The sequence below is a fragment of the Bacteroides congonensis genome, from assembly GCF_900130125.1.
GTDB lineage: Bacteria > Bacteroidota > Bacteroidia > Bacteroidales > Bacteroidaceae > Bacteroides > Bacteroides congonensis.
In genome coordinates this window covers 346,652-370,792 of record NZ_FQXY01000011.1, presented here as the reverse complement: position 1 = coordinate 370,792, position 24,141 = coordinate 346,652, and the positions used below count along the sequence as shown (strand labels likewise).

15 protein-coding genes are annotated in these 24,141 nt (G+C 43.8%); 8 read left to right on the top strand and 7 right to left on the bottom strand.

All coding sequences use genetic code 11. The features are described 5' to 3' along the window. The first annotated feature begins 3 nt into the window (after window positions 1-3). The 5 genes from BQ7997_RS19020 to BQ7997_RS19000 all read left to right on the top strand — a co-directional run bounded on the left by BQ7997_RS19020 (window position 4) and on the right by BQ7997_RS19000 (window position 8,524). Entirely contained in the window at window positions 4-1,947 is a 1,944-nt protein-coding gene (locus tag BQ7997_RS19020; protein WP_073347658.1) for a RagB/SusD family nutrient uptake outer membrane protein, read from the top strand. Between the two features lie 15 nt (window positions 1,948-1,962). Beyond that, window positions 1,963-3,774, top strand: a complete 1,812-nt coding sequence (locus BQ7997_RS19015) for a DUF4957 domain-containing protein (protein WP_073347657.1) — start codon at window positions 1,963-1,965, stop codon at window positions 3,772-3,774. 23 nt (window positions 3,775-3,797) lie between these two features. Further along, window positions 3,798-5,411, top strand: coding sequence for a pectate lyase (locus BQ7997_RS19010; protein WP_073347656.1), 1,614 nt, complete (start codon window positions 3,798-3,800; stop codon window positions 5,409-5,411). 81 nt (window positions 5,412-5,492) lie between these two features. After that, a complete protein-coding gene (locus BQ7997_RS19005) occupies window positions 5,493-7,040 on the top strand; it encodes a pectate lyase family protein (protein ID WP_044655528.1) in 1,548 nt (515 codons plus the stop codon). A gap of 11 nt (window positions 7,041-7,051) precedes the next feature. Beyond that, window positions 7,052-8,524: a pectate lyase gene (locus BQ7997_RS19000; RefSeq protein ID WP_073347655.1), complete on the top strand. Its 1,473-nt coding sequence runs from the start codon at window positions 7,052-7,054 to the stop codon at window positions 8,522-8,524. Between the two features lie 85 nt (window positions 8,525-8,609). Here the strand turns inward: BQ7997_RS19000 and BQ7997_RS18995 are convergent, their stop codons facing one another. The 7 genes from BQ7997_RS18995 to BQ7997_RS18965 form a co-directional block, all read right to left on the bottom strand. Continuing rightward, window positions 8,610-13,172 (bottom strand): hybrid sensor histidine kinase/response regulator transcription factor, encoded by a 4,563-nt coding sequence (locus tag BQ7997_RS18995; RefSeq protein WP_073348456.1) that lies wholly within the window; start codon window positions 13,170-13,172, stop codon window positions 8,610-8,612. 94 nt (window positions 13,173-13,266) lie between these two features. After that, entirely contained in the window at window positions 13,267-13,728 is a 462-nt protein-coding gene (locus BQ7997_RS18990) for a hypothetical protein (RefSeq protein ID WP_022137811.1), read from the bottom strand. Between the two features lie 515 nt (window positions 13,729-14,243). Further along, window positions 14,244-14,648: a HEPN domain-containing protein gene (locus tag BQ7997_RS18985; protein ID WP_022137812.1), complete on the bottom strand. Its 405-nt coding sequence runs from the start codon at window positions 14,646-14,648 to the stop codon at window positions 14,244-14,246. Further along, window positions 14,645-14,959, bottom strand: a complete 315-nt coding sequence (locus BQ7997_RS18980) for a nucleotidyltransferase domain-containing protein (protein ID WP_022137813.1) — start codon at window positions 14,957-14,959, stop codon at window positions 14,645-14,647. Before BQ7997_RS18980 ends, BQ7997_RS18985 begins: the two co-directional genes overlap by 4 nt. 103 nt (window positions 14,960-15,062) lie before the next feature. Beyond that, window positions 15,063-16,802, bottom strand: coding sequence for a pectinesterase family protein (locus BQ7997_RS18975; RefSeq protein ID WP_022137814.1), 1,740 nt, complete (start codon window positions 16,800-16,802; stop codon window positions 15,063-15,065). A gap of 499 nt (window positions 16,803-17,301) precedes the next feature. Continuing rightward, complete coding sequence (locus tag BQ7997_RS18970; protein ID WP_073347654.1) at window positions 17,302-18,273, bottom strand: pectinesterase family protein; 972 nt, start codon at window positions 18,271-18,273, stop codon at window positions 17,302-17,304. 9 nt (window positions 18,274-18,282) lie between these two features. After that, window positions 18,283-19,482, bottom strand: a complete 1,200-nt coding sequence (locus BQ7997_RS18965; protein WP_073347653.1) for a glycoside hydrolase family 88/105 protein — start codon at window positions 19,480-19,482, stop codon at window positions 18,283-18,285. A gap of 302 nt (window positions 19,483-19,784) precedes the next feature. Here BQ7997_RS18965 and BQ7997_RS18960 point away from each other — a divergent pair, with 302 nt between their 5' ends. The 3 genes from BQ7997_RS18960 (at window position 19,785) to BQ7997_RS18950 (ending at window position 23,903) form a co-directional block, all read left to right on the top strand. Further along, entirely contained in the window at window positions 19,785-21,197 is a 1,413-nt protein-coding gene (locus BQ7997_RS18960; RefSeq protein ID WP_073347652.1) for a PTS galactitol transporter subunit IIC, read from the top strand. A 63-nt stretch (window positions 21,198-21,260) separates the two neighbouring features. Beyond that, on the top strand, window positions 21,261-22,181 hold the full coding sequence (gene kduI, locus BQ7997_RS18955; protein ID WP_073347651.1) for a 5-dehydro-4-deoxy-D-glucuronate isomerase: 921 nt from the start codon (window positions 21,261-21,263) through the stop codon (window positions 22,179-22,181). A 273-nt stretch (window positions 22,182-22,454) separates the two neighbouring features. Next, complete coding sequence (locus BQ7997_RS18950; protein ID WP_022139811.1) at window positions 22,455-23,903, top strand: MFS transporter; 1,449 nt, start codon at window positions 22,455-22,457, stop codon at window positions 23,901-23,903. Window positions 23,904-24,141: the final 238 nt, after the last annotated feature.

Genomic DNA, 24,141 nt, shown 5'->3' with positions numbered 1-24,141 from the left:
TTTATGAAACATATATATAAATCTGTATTTTTGGCTACCGGACTGTTGTCTTTGACTGCATGTTCCGATTTCCTTGACCAGTCATCTCCTTCTGAGATGAACGACAAAGTGGTATTCAACAACGAATACTACACAGAACTTACGTTGAATAAAGTATACGGCGGACTGACGCAAGACAAAACCTATTCTCAGTTCATGCCTATTCAAGCCGGACTAAACACCGACTGCGAATTAATAGACGGACTGGGGAGCGATGCTCAAAACACAACTCATCAACGTGGTGTGTTCAATTACAATGCTTCTCCCGGATTTGCAGATTTGGAAACCGTATGGAATAATATGTACGGAGTAATAGAAGATGCCAACCTAGTAATAAACGGAGTGGACAATAGTTCCCTTATTGAAGAGGGAAATGAATCAAGAGCTACCATGCTACGTTTCAGAGCAGAAGCCAAGACATTACGCGCAATGATTTACCTAGACTTGATCCGCTTGTTTGGAGACGTACCTTATAAAGTAGAAATCTCCAAATCCGACCTGAGTAATGCTTATTTAGGAAAAACGGATCGGGATGTTATTATGGAAAACTTGATTGCGGATCTGGAAGAATCTATTCCTGACCTGCCTTGGGCCGGCGAACAGACAACAGAACATGTCACACGCGGTTATGCACATGGTCTGTTAGCCAATATAGCATTAACACGTGCCGGCTGGTTTATCCGTGAGTCTGCTAAAGAGGGCTATATTACTGCTACAAAAAATTCGGATGACAACTATCCTACGCAACGTTGTGACGATGAAACCAGAAAGAAGATGTACGAATTGGCAGAGAAGCATTTATCTACTATTATCAATAGCGGAAAACATGCATTGACAAGTACTCCTGAGCAATATTGGCTGGACATGAATGTGGGAAATTTACAAACCAGTACACCGGAAAATTTATTTGAGATTCCAATGGGTATTAATAAAAGCGGGGAATTAGGATATACTGTAGGTTTCCGCGTAAATGGTCCTACTCCCGATTATGGCAAGAAAGGAAATTCTACCGGTACTCTAAAACTAACAGCTCCCTATTTTTATTCTTTTGACAGAGACGACACACGCCGTGACTTAACTTGTGCCACTTATCAGTTAGAGAACAAAAGTTCATACACAGAAGCAATGTTAGGAAATGCCCCTTTCGGTATCTACTGTGGAAAATGGGATTATCGTAAGATGGCAGGTAACCCAACTTGGTTGGAAGCGGTGCTGGCCGGTGATGAAAAAGCTAAAATCAGTTCCGGAATCAATGTAGTAAAGATGCGTTATGCATACGTATTATTAATGTATGCAGAAGTAGTCAACGAGTTACATAAAACCCAGACTGCATACGGAACAGATTTAGACGGAAAGAATTGTACGTTATCTGCTTATGACGCTCTACTGCAAGTACATCAAAGAGCCTTTACCGACCGAAACGCAGCAGCAACAAAACTAAATCAACTGATTGCCGATAAAGGTTTCTTTGAAGCTATCGTACAAGAGAATGCTTGGGAACTGGCAGGTGAAGGAGTCCGCAAATTCGACTTGATTCGTTGGAACCTGTTAAGTGACAAGATTGATGAATTTAAATCAACTTATGAAGCCCACATCGGAAATGATGATGGAACAGGAACCAAGTGGCCGCAAAAGATTTACTTCAATTATAAGAAAAACAGTGATAAGGCTTATAAAGAAATCGACCAGTCTTCGATTACCTGGTATGAAACACCGGCAGATACAAAAGCTTACGAAGCCAACAAAGACAGTTTTGGTAAAATAGACACCAAACAAAAAGATACTAATCTGCCCTCTATCAGTAGCGGGTTGAATACACCGGTAAAGAATCGTTATCTGTTGCCGCTTTATTCAAGAACCATATCTACATCAAACGGCACTTTGAAAAACTCCTATGGATATAACTAAAAAAGGAAAGAACATATGAAAAACTTAAAATATATCATTAGCGCAGGAACCTGTTTACTCCTGACTATATTCCTCTCCACATCATGTACTGATGGCAATGATTGGGAGGTTATAGAAGCCAACCGACTGTTCGGCCCGACACAAAGCGATTTCAGCCTGACAGCCGATGACGAGATTGCCCAAATCGAGATTACGTGGAAAGGCGTAAAAGACGCACAAGGATACGTATTAGAAATCAGTACCGAACCATTGTCAAATGATATTGCATTGGGAGAAGCTGCCGGAAGTCAAATTTTCGGCAATGATGGAGAAAAAATATCAAGTCCGTTAACGGTTAAGGAATTACTTCCGGAAACGAACTACTATGCTCGTATCAAAGCAATAGGTTCAAATAAGGAATCCTATTGGGTTTACGCAGAAAAATCCGTTAAAACCACAAAAGAGCAATTATTAGAAATACCGACTGAGGATGCAGGAGATATAACCAAAGAATCTATTCGTGTCTCTTGGATGGAAGGGTGTAACGTAACAGCATTACACATCAGCTCAAACAGTGCCTCTGCTCCATACGAAGAAACCTTTATTTTGGAAGAAGCTGACAAAGAGGCTTGTTCATTCCTTTTTGAAGGTTTGTCATCTCTTACAGAATATACCATTGAATTGCTGAACAACGACATTATTCGTGGTACTATTAAAGTAACAACAGCACAAGGTGAAATGATTGAGGTCACAGTAGATGAACTCACTCATAATAGTGCTACATTCTCATGGGTAGAAGCCGCAGATGCATATACGCTTATTCCGGGTGAAAGTCCGACGGCAGATGGCGCAGAAGCTTTCCCGACTGGTTCGGCTACTACATTCACTGCTTCAAATTTGAACAGCAGCACCACCTATACATTCTCCGCCATTAAAAATGGAGCAATTGTCGGTTATGTAACTTTTGAAACAGAATATAAAGCTCCGGAAAATGCAGTACAAATCAATTCTGGAATTGATTTTGAAAATGCAATAACCAACGGTAGCGGCGATGTAGCACTTGAAATCATAGGAGATATTGAGGTAGAAAGTAGCACTAAAATTTCAGAGAACATCACTTCATTGACGGTATTCAGCAGAGGCGAGACTCCCGCTAGAATGAAAGTAGAAGGAATAGGTCTGAATTCAGGAGTCAAAATATCTAAAATTGAGTTCTATAATTTGGACTGCACTTATGAAAACACTAATAACGGCTATATTCTGAACGGAGATTCACAACGTGAAATAGAAAGTTTGATTATCAAAAAATGCAATATCCACGACATCCGTGGTGTAATTCGTCTACAAAAAAGTGGAGCCAATTCCATAATCGGAAACATTACAATAAGCGACTGTATCCTTCAAAGAATTGGTTCTTATGGTGTTGTAGAAATCAATGTAAGCGAAGCTACAGGTCATTTTAGCAAAATAACAATTGAGAAATCTACAATAAATGGTTTAGGAGCCCGTCTCATGAGATTCTCTGTACCAGGAGAGATTGCTATTAATCAATGTACATTCTATGGATTCACCGATAAAAATGCTACGATTGACGCTACTTCTTGCACTCTCTCAGTTTCTAATGTACTGATGGGAAATGTAATTAATACAACAACTGGTTATAAAGCAAATGGCTCCCCGCAGATTAGCAACTCTTATTATACAACAGACTGCTCATACACGAAAAGTCTGTTAGGAGAACAAATCGAACTTTCATCATTAGAACTATTCACTGCACCTTCAAACGGTGACTTTACAGTGAAAGACACTAAATACAAAGCATACGGTGATCCCCGTTGGAATAAATAATAAACAAATTAATCTAAGAAAACATGAAAGATAGTATATTTTCAATTTGCGGAAATCTGGCAATAGGTACTTTTTTAATGGTATCTTGTGCTGACATAGATCCTAAAATGACAAATGATACATTACCACTACTTCCTAATGAAGTAGAACAAGGTACTATTGTCCAGTTGGATTACGGTGAATTATTAGCTTTCCCTGGTGCAGAAGGACATGGAAAAAATACAGTAGGCGGACGCGACGGTTCGGTTTATCACGTAACCAAATTGACAGATGACGGAACAGAAGGTACACTCCGTTGGGCTGTTTCGCAGAAAGACAAAAGAACAATTGTCTTCGATGTAGCTGGCACCATCCATCTAAATAGCGAACTAAAGACAACAAACGATTATTTAACCATTGCCGGACAAACATCTCCGGGGGGTATTTGTATCGCAGGTTATCCATTTATAATAAACTCAAATAATGTTATTATACGCTTTATCCGTTTTCGTCCGGGAAATGTCGACATTGATTGTGACGGTTTAGGAGGCAGTGACAAAGAAAATGTCATTATCGACCACTGCTCTACCAGTTGGTGCACAGATGAATGTTTATCCGTATATGGTATGGTGAATTCTACTGTACAATGGTGTTTAGCTTCACAAGCCCTGCGTGTAGTTCCCGGTAAACAAGAAGGCGAAAAAGTGAAAACACATGGATTCGGTGGAAACTGGGGTGGTCGTTTTGCTACTTATCATCATAATATGATTGCCCATTGCGAAAGCCGTGTCCCACGCCTTGGCCCTCGTCCTACTACATTGAAATTAGATGAAAAAGTAGATATCCGCAACAACGTATTCTACAATTGGGCAGGTGAAGGATGCTACGGTGGTGAAGCACAAAACGTAAACATTGTAAACAACTACTACAAACCAGGCCCTGCAACGGCAAAAGCATCCGATAAAGTTAAATACCGCATTGCCAAAGTAGGTATCTACGCTAAAGACTATGACAACGGAGCGGATTTCGAACCCTTCAAAGGAATATGGGGAACATTCTTTATTGACGGTAATTTCATGAACGGTAATGAAGACGTTACAACAGACAACTGGACAAACGGTGTCTATGCTCAACAACAATCAGACAAAAGTAACGACTTTTCATGGGATAACAACAAGGATAAAATCAAAAAAGAAACTCCCGTTACCAAATCTAACGGTGTGACCACCCATAGCGCAGAAGTAGCCTATACTAAAGTATTATCGTATGTAGGAGCCTGTAACTATCGTGATGCAGTTGACAAACTGATTATAGATGATGTCAATAAGGGTGAAGCTACCCAAACATCGGCTACTGACAGCAATGGAAATCCTACAGACAACAAGCCGGGCTACATCAATGATCCACGCCAATTTTGGGGAGATGATCCTTACCCTGCATTGACTGTAGATACCAAACGTAACATTACCGACACCGATGGGGATGGCATTCCTGATGAATGGGAAATCGCTCATGGTCTGGATCCTAATTATGCTTTAGACGGTAATATGCGCACTATAGATATACACGGCAAATATTCCAACCTCGAAATGTATATGAATAGTTTGGTCAAGGATATTATGGATCAATGCACAGAAGGTGGTAATGTGGTTGAATAACAATTAATATGAAAAGAGGATGTGTTTATAGATTTACCACATTCTCTTTTCATTTTACAGTACTCTCATAATAATCATACCATGAACAAAATATTACCAACAATTATTTTAAGTCTTCTTATTACAGCTTGTTCAAATACTGATCCCATAGCATCTCCTCTTCCGTCCGAACAGGAACCTGACAGCAGCCAGTCTGAAAACCAGCTCCCTGACCGACAATATACTCCTGCTTTCCCGGGAGCCGAAGGAGCAGGTAAATACACAACCGGCGGCGCAGGTGGTACTGTATACACAGTTACCAAGCTCACAGATGACGGCTCGGAAGGAACACTACGCTGGGCGATAGAAAAAAGCGGAACAAGAACGATTGTATTTGCTGTAGGTGGAGTCATTCCACTAAAAAAGAAATTATCTATTAAAAACGACAACATCACTATTGCCGGACAAACCGCACCCGGTACAGGAATCTGCCTGAAGAACTATACACTTAATATTTCTGCAAACAATGTTATTATCCGTTTTATTCGTTCACGGATGGGGGCAGACATCCAACAAAAAGGAGATGACGCAATGAACGGATTCCAGTCTAGCTATCCGGGCAAGCAAAACATCATTATAGATCATTGTTCCATGAGTTGGAGCACCGACGAATGTGCATCATTTTATGGAAATACCAATTTCACTCTCCAATGGTGTATCATCAGCGAAAGTCTTACCAACTCCATTCATGAGAAAGGAGCACACGGCTATGGAGGAATATGGGGTGGTAGTCCGGCTACTTTCCATCACAATCTGATAGCCCATCACAGTAACCGCACTCCACGACTTTGTGGAAGCCGTTATTCCAACCGTGAAGATATGGAAAAAGTAGATGTATGTAATAATGTCATCTACAATTGGACAAACGAAGGAGCTTATGGAGCACAAGGCGGCTCATACAATATCATCAACAACTACTACAAACCCGGTCCTGTAAACGCTGCAGAAAAAGTACATTGCCGCATTTTCACTGCTTATGTAGACGATGGGACAAATAATCAAAAAGCAGGAACTTACGGAAGATTTTACTTGAACGGAAATATATATGATTCTTCCCGAAATGATTTATCAACCAGCCAGCTAAAAGAAATTGAGAATGCCAACAATGATAATACTTCCCCTACAGCTTTCTATGTAAAAGATAACGCATATAAAGTTCCGGCCGAAAAGTTGCTAGTTTCTTCCCGTTTTAATATTTTAGCGGATTATTCTTTTGTCCAACCTGCTAACGAAGCTTATCAGGCCGTTTTAAAATATGCCGGTGCTTCTAACATTCCGGACAAGATAGACGCACGAATTGTAAAAGAAGTGAAAGAAGGCAACTACACGTACAAAGGGTCCAATGGCGGAATGTATGGTCTGATAGACACTCCTGCCGATACAGAAGGATGGAATGAATATGTAGAAATCCGTTCATCACAACAAGATACCGACGGTGACGGAATACCTGATGAATGGGAAAAGAAGAATGGTTTGAATTATAATGATAAAAAAGATGGTAACCGATGCGATCTTCATGAAAAGTATACAAATTTGGAAGTATATCTTAATAGTTTAGTCAACGCATTGTATCCGGCAACCAATAACTAATTAATAACAAAATGAGTACGAATATCTTCAAGGTCTTATTTATTACCCTATTTCTATCTCCTCAGATTATAAATAGCCAGAACAACGAGCACCCTACTCCTGACCGTAGCAAAGTAGCAGCTTTCCCTGGTGCCGACGGAGCCGGAAAGTATACCACCGGCGGAGCCGGTGGCGCAGTCTACACAGTTACCTCATTGGCCGACGACGGTTCCGAAGGAACTTTCCGCTGGGCTATCGGCAAGAAAGGTCCACGTACCATCGTTTTTGCCGTAAGCGGAATCATTGAACTTCAAAAACCACTAAGGGTCAATAACGGTGATGTAACCATCGCCGGACAAACTGCTCCCGGAGATGGTATCTGCCTAAAAAATTATACATTCTCCATTCAGGCAGACAATGTGATTGTCCGCTTCATCCGTTCACGAATGGGAGTAGACATCAAGCAGAAAGGTGACGACGCCATGAACGGAACGAAAGCTCACAAGAACATCATCATTGACCATTGTTCCATGAGTTGGTGTACGGACGAATGCGCCACTTTCTACGATAACAGCAACTTCACTCTCCAATGGTGCCTTATCAGCGAAAGTCTCGCCAACTCCATCCATGAGAAAGGAGCGCACGGCTACGGTGGCATTTGGGGCGGACAACCTGCCAGTTTCCATCATAACCTGCTCGCCCATCATACCAACCGCACTCCCCGCCTTTGCGGAAGCCGCTACACCGGAAAACCGGAAAATGAGAAGGTGGAACTGTTCAATAACGTGATATACAACTACGGGAGCGACGGAGCGTACGCCGGCGAAGGGGGATCTTACAACTTTATCAACAACTACTACAAGCCCGGCCCTTTCAGCACAACGAAAGGCTCTTTCAAACGCCTGTTCACCGCTTATGCCGACGACGGCAAGAATAACAATGAAGCAGGTGTTCACGGCGTATTCTACTTCAATGGCAATTACATGGATCCTACTTGCCCGAAACTGACGGACAAGCAAAGAGAAGCCCTTTACAAAGTAAACAGGGACAACTCTTACGGCTTGGTCATCAAAAAGGACTTCGCAACCGAAAAGGAAGTATTATCCGGGAAAGCATTTGATATAGCCGAACACACTTCCCTGCAACCGGCAAAGAAAGCCTATAAGGATGTTCTCCTGTTTGCAGGCGCTTCCTATCGCCGTGATGCCGTAGACCAACGTATCGTAGAAGAGACACGCAAAGGAACTTATACCTATGAAGGTTCGCACGGAAGTACGAACGGAATGATCGACCAGCCGTCCGATGTAGGCGGATGGCCTGAATACAAATCAGAACCGGCTTTGACTGATTCAGACGGTGACGGTATCCCCGACGAATGGGAAAAGAAACATAATCTGAATCCTAACGATCCTTCAGACGGAGCAAAATACACTTTGAGTCCGGAATATACGAATTTGGAAATGTATATGAATAGCTTGGTGAATCACTTATATCCTAAAAAATAGAATAAACAAAAAGATACTACCAAAGAGGGACAAGACTTTTACAAAGTCCGTCCCTCTTTTGATTTATAACATAATTATTATGCAATTACCTGCCCACTTTCTCCTTATATTCTGTCGGCGTCATACCCACCTGCGCCTTGAAGCATTTGCTGAAATAACGCGGGTCGTTGATTCCGACCATATATGAAATCTGCGTCATATTAAACTCTCCGGTTTCAATCAGTTGGGTGGCACGCTTAATACGGATTTCCTTGATAAACTCGATAGGCGCCAGTCCGGTCAGTGTTTTCAGTTTCTTGAAGAATACCGAACGGCTGACAGCCAGTTCACGTACCAAATCATCTACTACCAAGTCACCATTATCCATATTCTGTTCCATCAGTTCCACCAGTTTATCCATAAACTTACGGTCGTTGGGAGACATATCGGGAACAGTAGGTTGAGGCTGAGTTTGCGCTCCCTGACTCAATTCAACTGAGTTTGCTTCCCCTGATACAACCTCTGCCGATACAGGCAAATTTTCGGGGACAGCGGACATATTGATATGCATCAGACTGTCCCGATAGAAGTTCTGCAACTTCTTGCGCTGCATCAACAGGTTTTCTACACGGGCTTGCAGATACGTAGCGCTGAAAGGCTTCGTGATATAATCATCCGCACCGTACTCCAGTCCTTCCAATTTACTTTCGATAGTAGTCTTGGCGGTAAGCAGGATAATAGGTATATGGCTGGTCGTCATATCCGCACGCAGTTCCCGCGTCATCTCGATACCGTCTTTTTCGGGCATCATCACATCACTGATAATAATATCCGGCAAATACTTCAACGCCTTGCTCCAACCTTCCATTCCATCGGCAGCTTCCACCACCCTGTACATCGGAGTAAATATGCTGCGCAGGAACTCACGCAATTCCTGATTATCTTCAACCAACAACATCAGCTCTTTGGAGTTATCTTCCGCCGACGTTTCTTTCTCCGAAGGCGATTCCTCAACTCCCCTACCGTCTGCTGCCACCAAAGTTTCAGACTGGAGCGACGCATTGGCTATATCCACCACCTGCCCCATCCTCGCCGGAACTTCCGCATCCTCAAGGATAAATTCCACTTCTTCGTCATAATGCTCTTTCCCTTTCAGGAAATCAACCTTGAAACAACTTCCTTCTCCCAGACGGCTATCGACGGAAATGGTAGCCTTGTGCATCTCCACAAGCTCCTTCACCAGCGAAAGCCCGATGCCCGTACTAGCCTGATTGAAAAGATTCTTATCCACCAGATTCTCAAAACGGACAAACAGCGATTTCTTCTTATTCTCGGCAATACCGATGCCTTGATCCTGCACGCCGATAGAAACGGTATTCTCGTCTTCACGGATGAAAATCGTAATCATCTTCCCGTTCGGCGTATATTTGAAGGCATTGGAAAGCAGGTTGAACACAATCTTTTCCAGTTTATCCACGTCCACCCAAAGGTAAAGATGCTGCTTCTCCGTCTCGAACAGGAAATCAATCCGGTGCTCCTCGGCAACGGCTTCGAAGTTATCCATCACCTTGCGTACAAAAGGCACTACATCCACACGCTGCACCTGCATCTTCATCTTCTTGTTCTGAATCTTGCGGAAGTCCAAAATCTGATTGACAAGACGAAGCATACGGTTGGTGTTCCGTTCTACCACCACCAACTGCTCACGGGCATCCGCCGGCAATTTGTCATTCTTCAGGACTTGTTCCACAGGCCCCGCTATCAGCGTAAGCGGCGTGCGGAGTTCGTGGGAAATATTGGTAAAGAAACGCAGCTTTATATCCGAAATCTGCTGTTCGACGGACACTTCATGCTTCAACCGGTAAATGGTAAACAGGATATAAACCGCCACAAGAATGATAATCAGGATAAACAGCACATAAAGCACATACGCTACCGGAGTCTCCCAGAAAGAGGGAAGGATGACAATATTCAGCGTGCGCTCATTATCCACCCACACACCGTCGCTGTTTGTAGAACGTACACGAAGCACGTACTCCCCTTTCGGGAGATTCGTATATGTCACGTTACGTTGCTTGTCAGCAAACGTCCACTGTTTTTCAAATCCGTCCAGAATATAAGCGTATTGCACATTCTGCGGATTCGTATAATCGAGTGCCGCAAACTGGACTGAAAAAATATTCTCTTTGTGCGAAAGCACCAATTGCTCCGTATCATCTATATCCACCCGCAACAACGATTTATCACCGGGCACAATCTCTTCATTGGTTACCATCAATTTGGAGAATACGACAGGCGGAACATAACTGCTCTTGCGGATAGAATCAGGATTGAATATAAAGACTCCGCCACTTGCTCCGAAAAGCATGCTGCCTTTCGCCGTCAACGCGGAAGCCGCCTCACTAAACCTCACCGGAAAAGTAATGCTACGCTCATCATAACTCTCAAACCGTTCACCGGACGGAACGAACTTACAGATTCCATTCTCGGTACTCATCCACAAATTCTGCTTATTATCCTCACGGATAGAAAGCAAGACGTCCGAAGGAAGCCCGTCCTGCACCGAGTAAGACTTGAACGTCCCGTGACCGTCCTCACTGATAGATACCAGTTTGTTGAGCCCACCGCCAAAAGTAGCCAGATAAAGCTCCTTATTCTTTGTGGGGATAATCCAGTGCACATCATTGTTACTCAGGCTTTGCGTATCGTTCGGCATACGGGAGAAATGGTAGAACTGCACATCTTCCGGCTTCTTGAAATTCTCGTCAAAGGCTACGGCTCCCGTAGTCGTCCCCACCCACAGGCGGCCGTTATTGTCGGAAGTGATAAAACGGGCCTTGTAGCAGGGGTCGATAGGATACCCTTTCAGATTGTTACGGTGATTGATAAACATGACCTTTCCGTCCTCATTCTCCGTGAGATAATTGATACCGCTGCCAAAGGTAGCCGCCCAAATCCGTCCGTTATGATCTTCGTACACACAATACACATTGTTATCGCTCAAACTATACATATCATCCTCATGATGAAGATAGCGGGTGAGCTTGTACGACATTCCCGAAGAAGAGGTTGACTCGGCACGGACAAGTCCGTCTCCTTTGGTAGCAATCCAGATAATCCCTTTCGAATCCTGAATGACAAAATAGGCTGTCCCCGTCATCGGAGTACCGGTAGTAGAGACAACGCCGCTTTCCGTCAGATACCCCTTATACGTTCTGTCAGCATCATACAAACGGAGCAGGCCGTCCTTTACGCCTACCCACAGATTGCCCAGATTATCTTCACAGAGGGCACGTATTTCATTATGAAGCGATTCATATTCCTGCGGCACGGGAGTCATCATTGAAAAAGGTACATTGCGATAAGTCACCTTTTCCAAGCCTTTGGAATGGGTGCACATCCACAGATTTCCCTGTTTGTCGGAGAAAGCCGAGTGAATCTTATTGGAGAAACGCCAGTCACGGCTGCCCAACCCGTTATAAAAAGGAACCAGCCGCTTCTTCTGAGGGTCAAAATAAGAGAATCCGCCCCCATACGGATGTACCCACAGATAGCCGTTTACGTCTTCATGGATATGGAAGGCCGGACGCGAACGTTCGGGATTACTATATTCGATAAGAATCCGCTCGCGTGTCACCACTCCGGTGGCAGGATTGAAATGAGCCACCACGCCCGGTTCTTCCTGCTCAAACCACACTTCCGAGGAGCGGTCTACATAAGCGGAAAGAATCGGCTTCGCAGGCAACTCCCTGCATGTCAGGAATGAATAATGTACCGATGCCTTCGTTCTCAGATTATAGGTAAAGAAACCGTCCGAATCCGTAGTAACGACCGACATATCCGGTGAAACCATATGAATGGAAGTGATTCGTCCTTTTGTCGGAAGTTCGAGCAACGTAAATTCTCCGCTTCCTTTCTGATACGACCAGATACGGCCATGATCCGAAGCGAAACAGATATCTTCATCACGCTCCTGTACGGCATAGAAAGCCTGGTTCATGCCGCCGAACTTTCCCTTAGTCTCCGTAAAATAAGAAACAGGCTCTTTTTCTCCGGGACGAATCATGCCGAGTCCGTTGTCTGTCAGCAGCCAGTCGTTGCCTGCATTATCCTGATGAACTTTGAAAACATGCAAGGAAGGGAATAATTCCGTTTTACTGGAATAAATATCCCATGTCAGACGATTGTTCTCGTCCGGATGGGTAAGGATACGGATCGCTCCGTCATTTTCAGTCAGCAACCACACTGTTCCGTCCGGCATCACTTCGACGGTATGTACATTGAATGCACTCCCCTCTTCTCCCGCGGCAGGCACTTGTTCAAAAGTCTCCGTTTTCGGGTCGAAACGATGTACACGGTTATCATAGGTCAATAGCCAGAGGAAACCGTAACGGTCTTCATACATACGATCCACCCGGTTGTTTGTCAGACTGATGTAATTCCCCTGACGTGCCTTGTATGTCTTGAACGTGTATCCGTTGAAACGGTTAATTCCATCCCAAGTGGCAAACCAAAGGTTATCTTTATGATCCTGCAAGATGTTCATCACCGTATTTTGTGATAATCCATCTTCAGTAGAATAATGGGTAAAAAAGCAATGTTGCTGCGCATGTGTCATGAACACGACAGCCAGCAATAGAATCACTGAAATTAAGGTTTTCTTCATCATATTTACGCGGTTCTGTGGCGTAAAGATAGAAAAATAACAGCATTCCAATACTATCTTTTATCTGCTATTTAACAGAATCAAGTCATTCCGTCATTTAATTACCTTGTTTGAACGAGAAGCGTCTTCTCCATAACTGTACCATCCAATTGGTTATTCGGGAAGCCAAAGATTCATCCAAGCTTGATATAACGGCTCTTTCGATTTCATGAACCCGTTCCAATTCCATGTCAAGCACTTCCGAGATCTTTTCTAATTCGGTTATTTTCCTTTGTAGATGGTCTATTTTCATCTTCTGCACTTTTATGGCTTCACGATACATATCGTTCATAGTAGTCTGATTATAACAAAACATTTCCAAATCATCCAGATAATCTACCGAAATCCGACATGTCTTTCGCCAGACCAAGTATTCTTCAAGTATCTTATCGTCTACCCATACTTCGTCCTCTCTTTTACGAGTTCCTTCAAATTTCTCCAATTCTACCCACAGACGAATGGTTTCTTTCTTAACTCCATACTTTTGGGCAGCCGCTTCCAAACTAATCATTTCTGACATAGTGTTTGTTTTTAAGTGTTTAACAATAAAGAGTAAATAACAGTATATTGAATGATAGAAGAAGCATTCATGCTTTCAGATTCCCAATCGGCGGGCTATGGTGGTAGGGTCATTCTACGGAAAACGAAAGACCGACCGGATATAAGAAAGGCATGAATGCTGTTGTATCATATATCCACTTTCGAGGCCTTAGCAAACCTTTGCAAAAGATAATGATAACAACAGACACCCACGCCAATCGTTTATATATAACACATCTTTAAGCGATATGTTGATACATAGCCATTCGCGTGGAGTATCTGCCGTATCATCTCTCTTTGCATGAAAAGTGCTAAGTTTTCGAAAGTGAGAGATAATACGTCTTTACTCCGTTTAGAAATAAAAACCGCTTTCTGCCTATTCCATCTCGCTGATGGGCAGAAAGCGTGCGACAAAGATATATATATTTTTTTAATACAAGAATAATACAGAGTAGAAATATGGGAATAGATATAAGAAGTTTTGTATTAACGTACTTACTCTTGTGCCAAAGTCTCTACGGCTTTAATGAAAGCTTCTGCACGAGGTAAAAGATAATCCACCAACGCCGCATCACAATAAGCGAAATCTTCATAATCTCCACTGTGGCGTTTGTCAAACAAATTGCTATATGTACTGCCATGCTCCAAACTTAGCAAATTAGTACGTACAAAATGAAAAGACAACATCGTTTTTACTCCGTTATGAGTACCGGCATCAATACCTCTTGCAATCAATAAACCAGTAGCTGCATAAAAGCAGGCATAATAAAGACGATTAATAGCTGCATTAAAGAAGTCTCCTTTACGCATATAGCGGGCTTCTTTTAATGTCAGATAAGCTCGTTCAAAGCGATATTGCACCAAGGCAATACGATGTTCGGGCGATAATTCCTGTTTCATAATACAATCCCCTCATTCATTACGTTCAGAGAAAAAGGTGTCTGAAAAGGACGATTTTCCCATAACTTACGCAACATAATCATAGGGCTGATAATAACCCCCGACTTTACTTCCAATTCATATAGAGGACGAATAATTTCCTGCTCACGTTCGGGAGTAAGCTGTGGCTCATCCACCAAAATAAGCAAATCAATATCGCTATCCGGACGTGCATCCCCACGAGCTTCCGAACCATAAAGTATGGTTTGGGCATTGGGAGCTACCTGCCGAAGGATGTTGCGTATCATATCTACAATCTCATTTCTTTTCATCCGTCATTTCTCCTTTCTTTTCAAAGAATGTTTTATAGAAACAAAGATAATAAAAAACTTGCAACTAATTATAATGTATCGGATAATAGTTTGAGCTAATCAGTCAACGTCTTACATCCAACAACTTATTCCCCTCTTCTACCGGATTCCAACCATCATCCCCTGCCAGAACTGTTTTCATCTCATATCCTTTTAAATTCTTCAACTGACGGGAGAAAGCGGCACGCGCTTTGGGGTTGGCTCCTTCGCCACGGCTTTCGTATTCGGCGTAAAAGGCAGTTTTCTCGTTTTCCTTTTTTCCCCAGTTGTTCCATCCTTCGGGAAGAATATGTCTGCCCAGTTCGCAACGGATAAATACGGCTTGCGCATATGGACGCCAGGGACGGGACAGATATACTTTCGTGGCTTCCAGTTCAGCGGTGAGCTTGCAGTCGTAAAAGACATAGCCGTATTTTTTTCCTTTGTCGGTAGAAGGGGCGGTCACATAGCCGTCACGCTTGCTATGGATATGGCAGCGGTTGAAGACAGCGGTAGACCAGCCGAAGATAAAATCGACGGTTCCTTCGATGTAGCAGTCTTCGTAATATTGGCGGCTCTGTTTGCTGTAAGTGTACAGGGTGTCTTGGAAACCTAAGAAGCGGCAGTTCTTGAAGAATGCACGGTCGGCAGAAACGAAGCAGGCGACGGCTTGTCCTACGGATCCGGACGAGTTCTCGAATGTGATATTCTCCGCATAGAAGTCCGGAGCGTAGATATAGCAACTGGATGAACCGGAAGTTCCCATGTTTTCGCCGAATACATTTTTCTTACTGGCGAAATCATCATGAGTCAGCACTGCACCGTCTTCTCCAATCAAGGAGATATTAATCTTACTTTCAGGGATGATTATCTTTTCTTTGTAAGTGCCTTTGCGGACAAGAATCGTAGTACGGATATTTTTACGGAAGTCGGGAACGGCATTGATTGCTTCCTGTACGGTGAAGAAATCACCGCTACCGTCTTGCGCCACTACATAATCGTAATGACGGATATATTTTGCCAGTTCGGGGATTTCCCTGCCGATAGCATCAACAGCCAGACCTGCGATGGTTCGTGCTCCGTAGACATTCAAGTGGGTATTGTCTTCACGGCCTTTCGGAAAAGCGGGAACCTGATTGGATTCGACGAACATGAAGAGTTTCTTTGATTCTACCGACCCGAGCCCTTCCACCAGGTCATGCGTTATTTTATTCATATCAATAAATACGACTCCAAGCTCCTTTGCCACATTGCGCGGAGAATCCAGATAAGCTCCATGAGTGTCGAACAAGACTGTTCCTTCTTTGGGTTGTTTCGTTTCCCCCGGTGTCCGGCGGACATCTTTAGCGATGGAAGCATCTTGCGGTTGAACGAAATTACGACGGACAATGGAATTGAACAATACAGGGATGCCGCCTTTGGCACGGGTTTCGTTTACATAGCGGCGGAGATTGTCGTCGAAAGTGGTTCCCGGCTCGGTGTGGCGGGTGGAATCCGCCTTTTCATCGTTGTGTCCGAACTGGATAAAGACATAGTCGCCTTTCTTCACTTTGGAGATGACTTTTGCCCAACGTCCTTCGGAAATAAAACTTTTGGAACTGCGTCCGTTGGCGGCATGGTTATCTATCTTTATGTCTTCGGAGAAAAATCCGGGAAGTACCATTCCCCAACCGCGTTCAGGATTTCCACCATCCAATTTCTTGTTGGCCATAGTCGAATCCCCTATCATAAAGATAGTTACGGCAGGTTTGTCCGCACGAAATGCAGAGCAAAAGATAAAAGCAACCGCCAACAACAGTACTAATTTACTTCTATTTTCTTTCATTTTCTCTATACTACTCCCTATAATAAAAAATCATTTTTCTCTTTCACCTATCACCAGCATCCTTCAAACGCCCTATTCATCGAAGTTTCAAGCGGTGATAGGTTGTTTTTCAACCTATCACCCAACCTATCACCTATCACCGCTTCCCGACCTTCTTTATTTCTTCATTTCTTCATTCTCAAACGCTACCGGAAGTAACATTTCTCCCGTTTCCTAGTTTGCTTATCCTTAACGGAAGAAAGTGTTCAATGCCTTGAAACACTTTGTTTCAAGCAGGGAAACTATTAGTTTCAAGCGTCTGAAACTTTAGTTTCCTACTGATGAAACTCTAGTTTCAAGCAATAGAAACTTTAGTTTCAAGCCTATGAAACTCCGGTTTCAAGTAATGGAAACAACAGTTTCAAGCAATAAAAACAAAAGTTCCAAGTAACGTTACTGATGGTTCAAGGCAGGAAACAACTATTTCGCACCGTAGAACCTGTCAAAAGCGCTAATGTTTCTACTTATAAGGATACCAGTTGCTACTTTCCTTAAAGATATTCTCCGGTGTGTACCTCAATGCTTCCTTTTTTGTGAGCTGTTTCCCCCATGTGACACGCCCGGAAGTCTCTGCGCCGTCACCTGTATTTCCAAATTCGGCATAACGGGCTGTCTTTTCATTCTCTGGATTCTTCCAGTTATGCCATCCTTCAGGGCGGATATGGTTGCCAAACTCACAGTTAATGAACACCGTAGCGGCGTAAGGACGCCAGGGACGACCTAAATATACCTTTTTCACTCCCGGAGCAGCAGTCAGTTTGCAGTTCTTAAAGACATAGCCGAATTCTTCATTTTGAGGAGTTGAAGCGGCAGTGATGTACGAATCACGCTTGCTGTGCAGTTCGCAATATTCAAAAAGTGCGGTAGAAGGGCCGAAAATAAAGTCGGTAGTACCTTCTATATAGCAGTTGGTGAATAAAAGGCGGGCGCCTTCCGCACCTGTATAGATAGTATCCTGATTGCCAAGGAAGCGGCAGTTTACAAACATCAGGCGGTCGCCTTCGGTGTGAAGGGCTACTGCCTGTCCCAAAGGAGCGGCATTGTTCTCAATCGTCAGGTCTTTGAAAGTGATGTCATTGCCTTCCACCTTGACGGTATAGGTGCGGAATGTTCCCATTTTGTTGATATTGGCATGGTCATCGTACGTGATAATCGTCTTTTCTGCATCTTCGCCTACCAACTGTACGTTCTTCACCCAAGAGGGAATCACCAGTTTTTCCTTGTATGTACCGTTCTTTATATAGATAGTCACCGTGTAGTCCATAAAAGCGCGGACAGCTTCCACTGCTTCCTGAATATTGCGGTAATCTCCTGTCCCGTCACGTGTGACGACTAACGTGTCTTTGCGTTGCTGTTGTTGCGAAAAGACCGATGTTCCTGCTGCACTCAACAGGAGAAACACCATCATTCCTTTAAAAATAGTCCTTTTCATCGGTAGAAATTACTTTTGTAAGCGTTCGTATTCCAAGCTCGCCATGATAAAAGGCCCTACTGCTTTGGGGTCATTATTACGGATCGTTTCATTGATATAATAATCATAATCACCGGAACGGTAAACTTTTCCACCCAGTCCGGCTACGGCACAGGCTTTGGTGATGGTAACCAATCCGTCTTTATCCACTTCGATAAAATTCTCCAGGAAACCTTTGTACCCTTTCAATGCCACATCGAGATACGATTTATCAATATATCCCAAGCGCACTGCCTTGAATAAGGAATAAATAAACATGGCAGAACAGGATGATTCGAGATAATTACCTTTTTCGCCACTCTTGTCGAGCACCTGATACCATCCGCCCGTCTTCGGGTCTTGCAGTTTCTTCACTTGAACGGCAATATTATCCAGGATAGCGAGCAGTGAATCCCTTCCGGCTTCATGCTTCGGGATAAATTCCAGTGCGTCTACCAAAGCCATGGCATACCAACCCATAGCACGTCCCCAACTGTGTTTGGACTGTCCGGTCACGGGGTCTGCCCAGCGTTCGGTGCGGCTTACGTCGGCTGCATGACGGTAAAGACCGTTTTGGGGGTCGTATGTATGACGGGCACAAGTGACAAACTGATTGATAACATCCGCATAGTCCTGCGGAAGATTGTTGCGGAACGCATATTCCGCATAGAAAGGAGCACCCATATAAAGTCCGTCCAGCCACATCTGATGCGGATAAATCTTCTTGTGCCAGAAACCGCCGTCCTCATTGCGGGGCTGTCCTTCAAACTGGCTGTAAAGCAAATCAAGGGCTTTCTTATATTTAGGATTCTTCGTCTGTTCGTAGATACGGAAAAGAATCTTTCCCGAGTTGATGCGGTCGAGACTGTAATCGGTTAATTTATAAGCGGTAATCGAACCGTCTTCGTGTACCATCGTATCTGCGTACGCGATGGCATAATCGCGAATTTTCTTGTCGCCATACGTGTCATAAACGTCAAGCATGGCTCCCAATTCGAGTCCGTGGCAATAATCCCACTTCAACTTCGGCTGGAAATCGAGCTGCCAGGATTCAGGATAGCGTATCATCTCCGATTCAGTCATCCGTATAGACCAGGGGAGCTTGCTGTCCACCTGCTGTGAGGATGCCGGAAGGGCGATTATGACCAGTAGAGCCAATATAAAAAATTTAGAAAAGAGGGTTCGTCTCATGGTTTGTTATTTTAAGGATTAAACATACGAGTCTTTCACGGTACGAAAGTAGTGCTTTTCCGCCAAAGCCGGTTGGATTTTTTAATCAAGTAGGTGCATTTTTTGTTTTTCGTGCACGGAAACGACTAATTTTGTGCACGCAAACGTCAAAAATGTCCATTTTTGATGCAATATCTGATAAATTAATACTTTCGTCTTGGAAGAAAGCGGAAAAGGTCGTACTTTTGGCACGGTTTACAACTAATACCCTCTGGGGGAAACACAGTAATTTATCATTTAAAACAGAGAAAAAATAGAACAGAATGGAAGAAGTATTCAAGTACATTATCGGTCTCGGGGCGGCAGTGATGATGCCGGTCATTTTCACAATTTTAGGAGTATGTATCGGAATTAAATTTGCTAAAGCGCTGAAAAGCGGTTTATTAGTAGGTGTCGGTTTCGTCGGATTGTCGGTAGTGACAGCGTTGCTTACCAGCAGCCTGGGCCCTGCACTAAGTAAAATGGTAGAAATCTACGGATTGGAACTGGGTATTTTCGACATGGGTTGGCCGTCTGCGGCAGCAGTAGCCTACAATACTTCGGTCGGTGCTTTCATTATCCCGGTTTGCCTGGGTGTCAACATCCTTATGTTGGTTACCAAGACAACACGTACTGTCAATATCGACCTTTGGAACTATTGGCACTTCGCATTTATCGGAGCCATCGTTTATTTTGCTTCCGACAATATCTATTGGGGATTCTTCGCTGCCATCATCTGCTACATCATTACGCTGGTAATGGCTGATATGACTGCTCCCGCTTTCCAGAAGTTCTATGATAAAATGGACGGTATCTCTATTCCTCAACCGTTCTGCCAAAGTTTTGTTCCGTTCGCTATTGTTATCAATAAACTGCTCGATATGATTCCGGGATTCGACAAACTGAATATCGACTCGGAAGGTATGAAGAAGAAATTCGGTCTGATGGGAGAGCCGTTGTTCCTGGGTATCGTGATTGGTTGCGCTATCGGGGCATTGGGCTGCGGAAGCTGGAAAGAAGTGGTAGACAGTATTCCGGGCATTCTCGGACTGGGTATCAAGATGGGTGCGGTAATGGAATTGATTCCCCGTATCACGAGTCTTTTCATCGAAGGCTTGAAACCTATCTCTGACGCTACCCGCGAACTTATCGCTAAAAAATATAAGAGTAACACAGGTTTGAGCATTGGTATGAGCCCCGCACTGGTAATCGGTCATCCGACTACGCTGGTGGTTTCACTGCTTCTGATTCCTGTCACTATTTTCCTCGCAGTTATCCTTCCGGGCAACCGTTTCTTACCGCTGGCATCCCTGGCAGGTATGTTCTACTTGTTCCCGATGATTCTGCCTATTACAAAAGGTAACGTGGTGAAATCATTTATTATCGGCTTGGTAGCATTAATCGTAGGTCTGTATTTCGTGACAGAACTTGCCGGATTCTTCACACTAGCTGCCAAAGACGTATATGCCGCTACGGGCGACCCGACGGTGAATATTCCTGCGGGCTTTGAAGGCGGCGCGCTCGACTTTGCTTCCAGTCTTTTCTGCTGGGGTATTTTCCACCTGACTTACAGCCTGAAGATTATCGGCCCTGCCATCCTCGTAGTTCTCGCGCTCGGAATGGCTATCTACAACCGTATCCGCATGACTAGAAATGATGCCAAGGCTGCATTGAACAGTAACAGTAATAAGGAATAAGTAGAAAACTCGTAACTGACAATAAGTAGTATATAATATATAATCCAAATAAAAATTCGAAAGATGAAAAAATTAGCAATTGCAATGATGTTGGGTATCGCAGCTATGTCTGCTTCTGCCCAGGTGAATTACAAGATGCAAGTGGCTTGCAGTCCGCAAGACGTGAAAACGTATGATACAAACCGCCTGCGTAGTAGCTTCCTGATGGAAAAAGTAATGGTTCCGAACGAAATCAACCTTACTTATTCTATGTACGACCGCCTGATCTTCGGTGGTGCTGTTCCTGCAACGAAGGAACTGGTACTGGAAACTATCGACCCGCTGAAAGCTAAATTCTTCCTGGAACGTCGCGAACTGGGTGTTATCAACATTGGTGGCGAAGGTATCGTAACTGTTGACGGCAAAGAATACACACTGAAATTCAAAGATGCACTGTACGTAGGTAGAGGCAAGCAGAAAGTGACTTTCAAGAGCAAAGATTCAAGCAATCCTGCCAAGTTCTATATCAACTCGGCTACTGCCCACAAGGAATACAAGACTCAGTTGATTACTATCGACGGACGCAAAGGTTCTCTGAAAGCTAACTCTTTCGCTGCCGGAAAGATGGAAGAAAGCAACGACCGCGTCATCAACCAGTTGATTGTGAACAACGTACTTGAAGAAGGCCCTTGCCAACTGCAAATGGGATTGACAGAACTGAAACCGGGTAGCGTATGGAACACAATGCCGGCTCATACTCACAGCCGTCGTGTGGAAGCTTACTTCTACTTCAACGTGCCTGCCGACAACGCTATCTGCCACTTCATGGGCGAACCGCAGGAAGAACGCATCGTATGGATGCAGAACGAACAGGCTATCATGTCACCGGAATGGTCTATCCACGCTGCTGCCGGAACAAGCAACTATATGTTCATCTGGGGTATGGCTGGTGAAAACCTCGACTACGGAGACATGGACAAGCTCAAATATACAGAAATGCGCTAATCGTTGCGCGGCTCTGCATTACATATATAAAATCCGAGAAACTTCATCCTTTCCCCCACCGGGAGAAGGGATGAAGTTTTCCGGGTTTTATATACTTCAACCTCCCCCCGACGTTACAGACTAGACGTGTTATGAAACGATAAATATACTCTTTGAAACAAATAGCATATAAATGTAACGAATAATACATGAATTCGACCAAATTTTACAAATAAAATCCAGTCGAAATCCCGACCTTTGTCAACGAATCAAAATCTATTTAAATCCATTATCATGAATGCATTTCAAAAAACAGGCGAGAAAATGACAAACTACAGATGGACTATCTGTGCTATGCTATTCTTTGCTACTACAGTTAATTACCTCGACCGCCAGGTGCTTTCCCTTACCTGGGACGAGTTTATCAAACCGGAATTTCACTGGAACGAAGTTCACTACGGTACAATTACTTCCGTATTTTCTATTGTATATGCAATATGTATGTTGTTCGCCGGCCGCTTTATCGACTGGATGGGCACAAAGAAGGGGTATCTCTGGGCAATCGGCGTATGGTCGGCAGGTGCTTGTATGCACGCTCTTTGCGGTATCGTGACCGAACAGTATGTAGGTATGCACAGTGCGGCCGAACTGATGGCTGCTACAGGTGACGTAGTGGTGGTACTGGCTACCGTAAGTATGTACTGTTTCCTTGCCGCACGTTGTATCCTGGCTCTCGGTGAAGCGGGTAACTTCCCGGCTGCTATCAAAGTAACGGCAGAATACTTCCCCAAGAAAGACCGTGCCTACGCTACTTCTATCTTCAACGCCGGTGCTTCTATCGGTGCCTTGATTGCTCCGGTTTCTATCCCGCTGATTGCGAAAGCATGGGGATGGGAAATGGCATTTATCGTTATCGGTGCCCTCGGTTTCGTTTGGATGGGTATGTGGATATTCATGTACGATGCTCCGTCAAAGAGCAAGCACGTCAACAAAGCCGAATTGGATTATATCGAACAAGATAAATATGAAGAAGGCGCTGCTCCGGTAGTTGTTGAAGAGAAGGATGAGAAGAAGATGAGCTTCCTTCAGTGCTTCACTTATAAGCAGACATGGGCTTTTGCCGCCGGTAAGTTTATGACGGACGGTGTGTGGTGGTTCTTCCTGTTCTGGACTCCGTCTTACCTGAATACCCAATTTGATATCAAAACTTCCGACGGATTGGGTATGGCATTGATTTTCACGCTGTATGCTGTGACAATGCTGTCTATCTATGGTGGTAAACTTCCGACTATCTTTATCAATAAGACGGGTATGAATCCGTATGCCGCACGTATGAAGGCGATGTTGATTTTCGCGTTCTTCCCGTTGGTGGTGCTTTTGGCACAGCCGTTGGGTACGTTCTCTCCGTGGTTCCCTGTTATCCTGATCGGTATCGGTGGCGCTGCCCACCAGTCATGGTCGGCCAATATCTTCTCTACCGTAGGTGATATGTTCCCGAAAACAGCGATTGCAAGTATTACAGGTATCGGTGGTATGGCCGGTGGTGTAGGTTCAATGTTGATGCAGTTTGGTGCAGGTCTTCTGTTTGTTCACGCTGACGAAACGCACATGACGTTCATGGGATTTGAAGGCAAACCTGCCGGATATTTCATCATGTTCTGTATCTGCGCCGTGGCTTACCTGATTGGTTGGGTTATCATGAAAGCATTGGTACCGAAGTACAGACCTATCGTACTGGATTAATCAATCCTGAACTATAATAAAAGAAAAGAGGAAGATGTCCGATGACGGATTATCTTCCTCTTTTTTTATAACAAATCTTTTCAGACAAAAAGAAAAAATAAAAAAGCCTCTTCTCCCGAAGAAGGCTTTTTAGGTTTACTTATTCTGCATCATCACCCTGCAATATTTTCAACCGAACACTAAAAAACAGTGTTCTTGCATTCCTATAATGAAGGATAGTAAACGTTAAGATGAAAAA

Excerpts from the sequence above, each read along its gene's own strand:
- BQ7997_RS19020 (WP_073347658.1), top strand. The coding sequence starts at position 4 with ATGAAACATATATATAAATCTGTATTTTTGGCTACCGGACTGTTGTCT.
- BQ7997_RS19015 (WP_073347657.1), top strand. The coding sequence starts at position 1,963 with ATGAAAAACTTAAAATATATCATTAGCGCAGGAACCTGTTTACTCCTG.
- BQ7997_RS19010 (WP_073347656.1), top strand. The coding sequence starts at position 3,798 with ATGAAAGATAGTATATTTTCAATTTGCGGAAATCTGGCAATAGGTACT.
- BQ7997_RS19005 (WP_044655528.1), top strand. The coding sequence starts at position 5,493 with ATGAACAAAATATTACCAACAATTATTTTAAGTCTTCTTATTACAGCT.
- BQ7997_RS19000 (WP_073347655.1), top strand. The coding sequence starts at position 7,052 with ATGAGTACGAATATCTTCAAGGTCTTATTTATTACCCTATTTCTATCT.
- BQ7997_RS18995 (WP_073348456.1), bottom strand. The coding sequence starts at position 13,172 with ATGATGAAGAAAACCTTAATTTCAGTGATTCTATTGCTGGCTGTCGTG.
- BQ7997_RS18990 (WP_022137811.1), bottom strand. The coding sequence starts at position 13,728 with ATGTCAGAAATGATTAGTTTGGAAGCGGCTGCCCAAAAGTATGGAGTT.
- BQ7997_RS18985 (WP_022137812.1), bottom strand. The coding sequence starts at position 14,648 with ATGAAACAGGAATTATCGCCCGAACATCGTATTGCCTTGGTGCAATAT.
- BQ7997_RS18980 (WP_022137813.1), bottom strand. The coding sequence starts at position 14,959 with ATGAAAAGAAATGAGATTGTAGATATGATACGCAACATCCTTCGGCAG.
- BQ7997_RS18975 (WP_022137814.1), bottom strand. The coding sequence starts at position 16,802 with ATGAAAGAAAATAGAAGTAAATTAGTACTGTTGTTGGCGGTTGCTTTT.
- BQ7997_RS18970 (WP_073347654.1), bottom strand. The coding sequence starts at position 18,273 with ATGAAAAGGACTATTTTTAAAGGAATGATGGTGTTTCTCCTGTTGAGT.
- BQ7997_RS18965 (WP_073347653.1), bottom strand. The coding sequence starts at position 19,482 with ATGAGACGAACCCTCTTTTCTAAATTTTTTATATTGGCTCTACTGGTC.
- BQ7997_RS18960 (WP_073347652.1), top strand. The coding sequence starts at position 19,785 with ATGGAAGAAGTATTCAAGTACATTATCGGTCTCGGGGCGGCAGTGATG.
- kduI (WP_073347651.1), top strand. The coding sequence starts at position 21,261 with ATGAAAAAATTAGCAATTGCAATGATGTTGGGTATCGCAGCTATGTCT.
- BQ7997_RS18950 (WP_022139811.1), top strand. The coding sequence starts at position 22,455 with ATGAATGCATTTCAAAAAACAGGCGAGAAAATGACAAACTACAGATGG.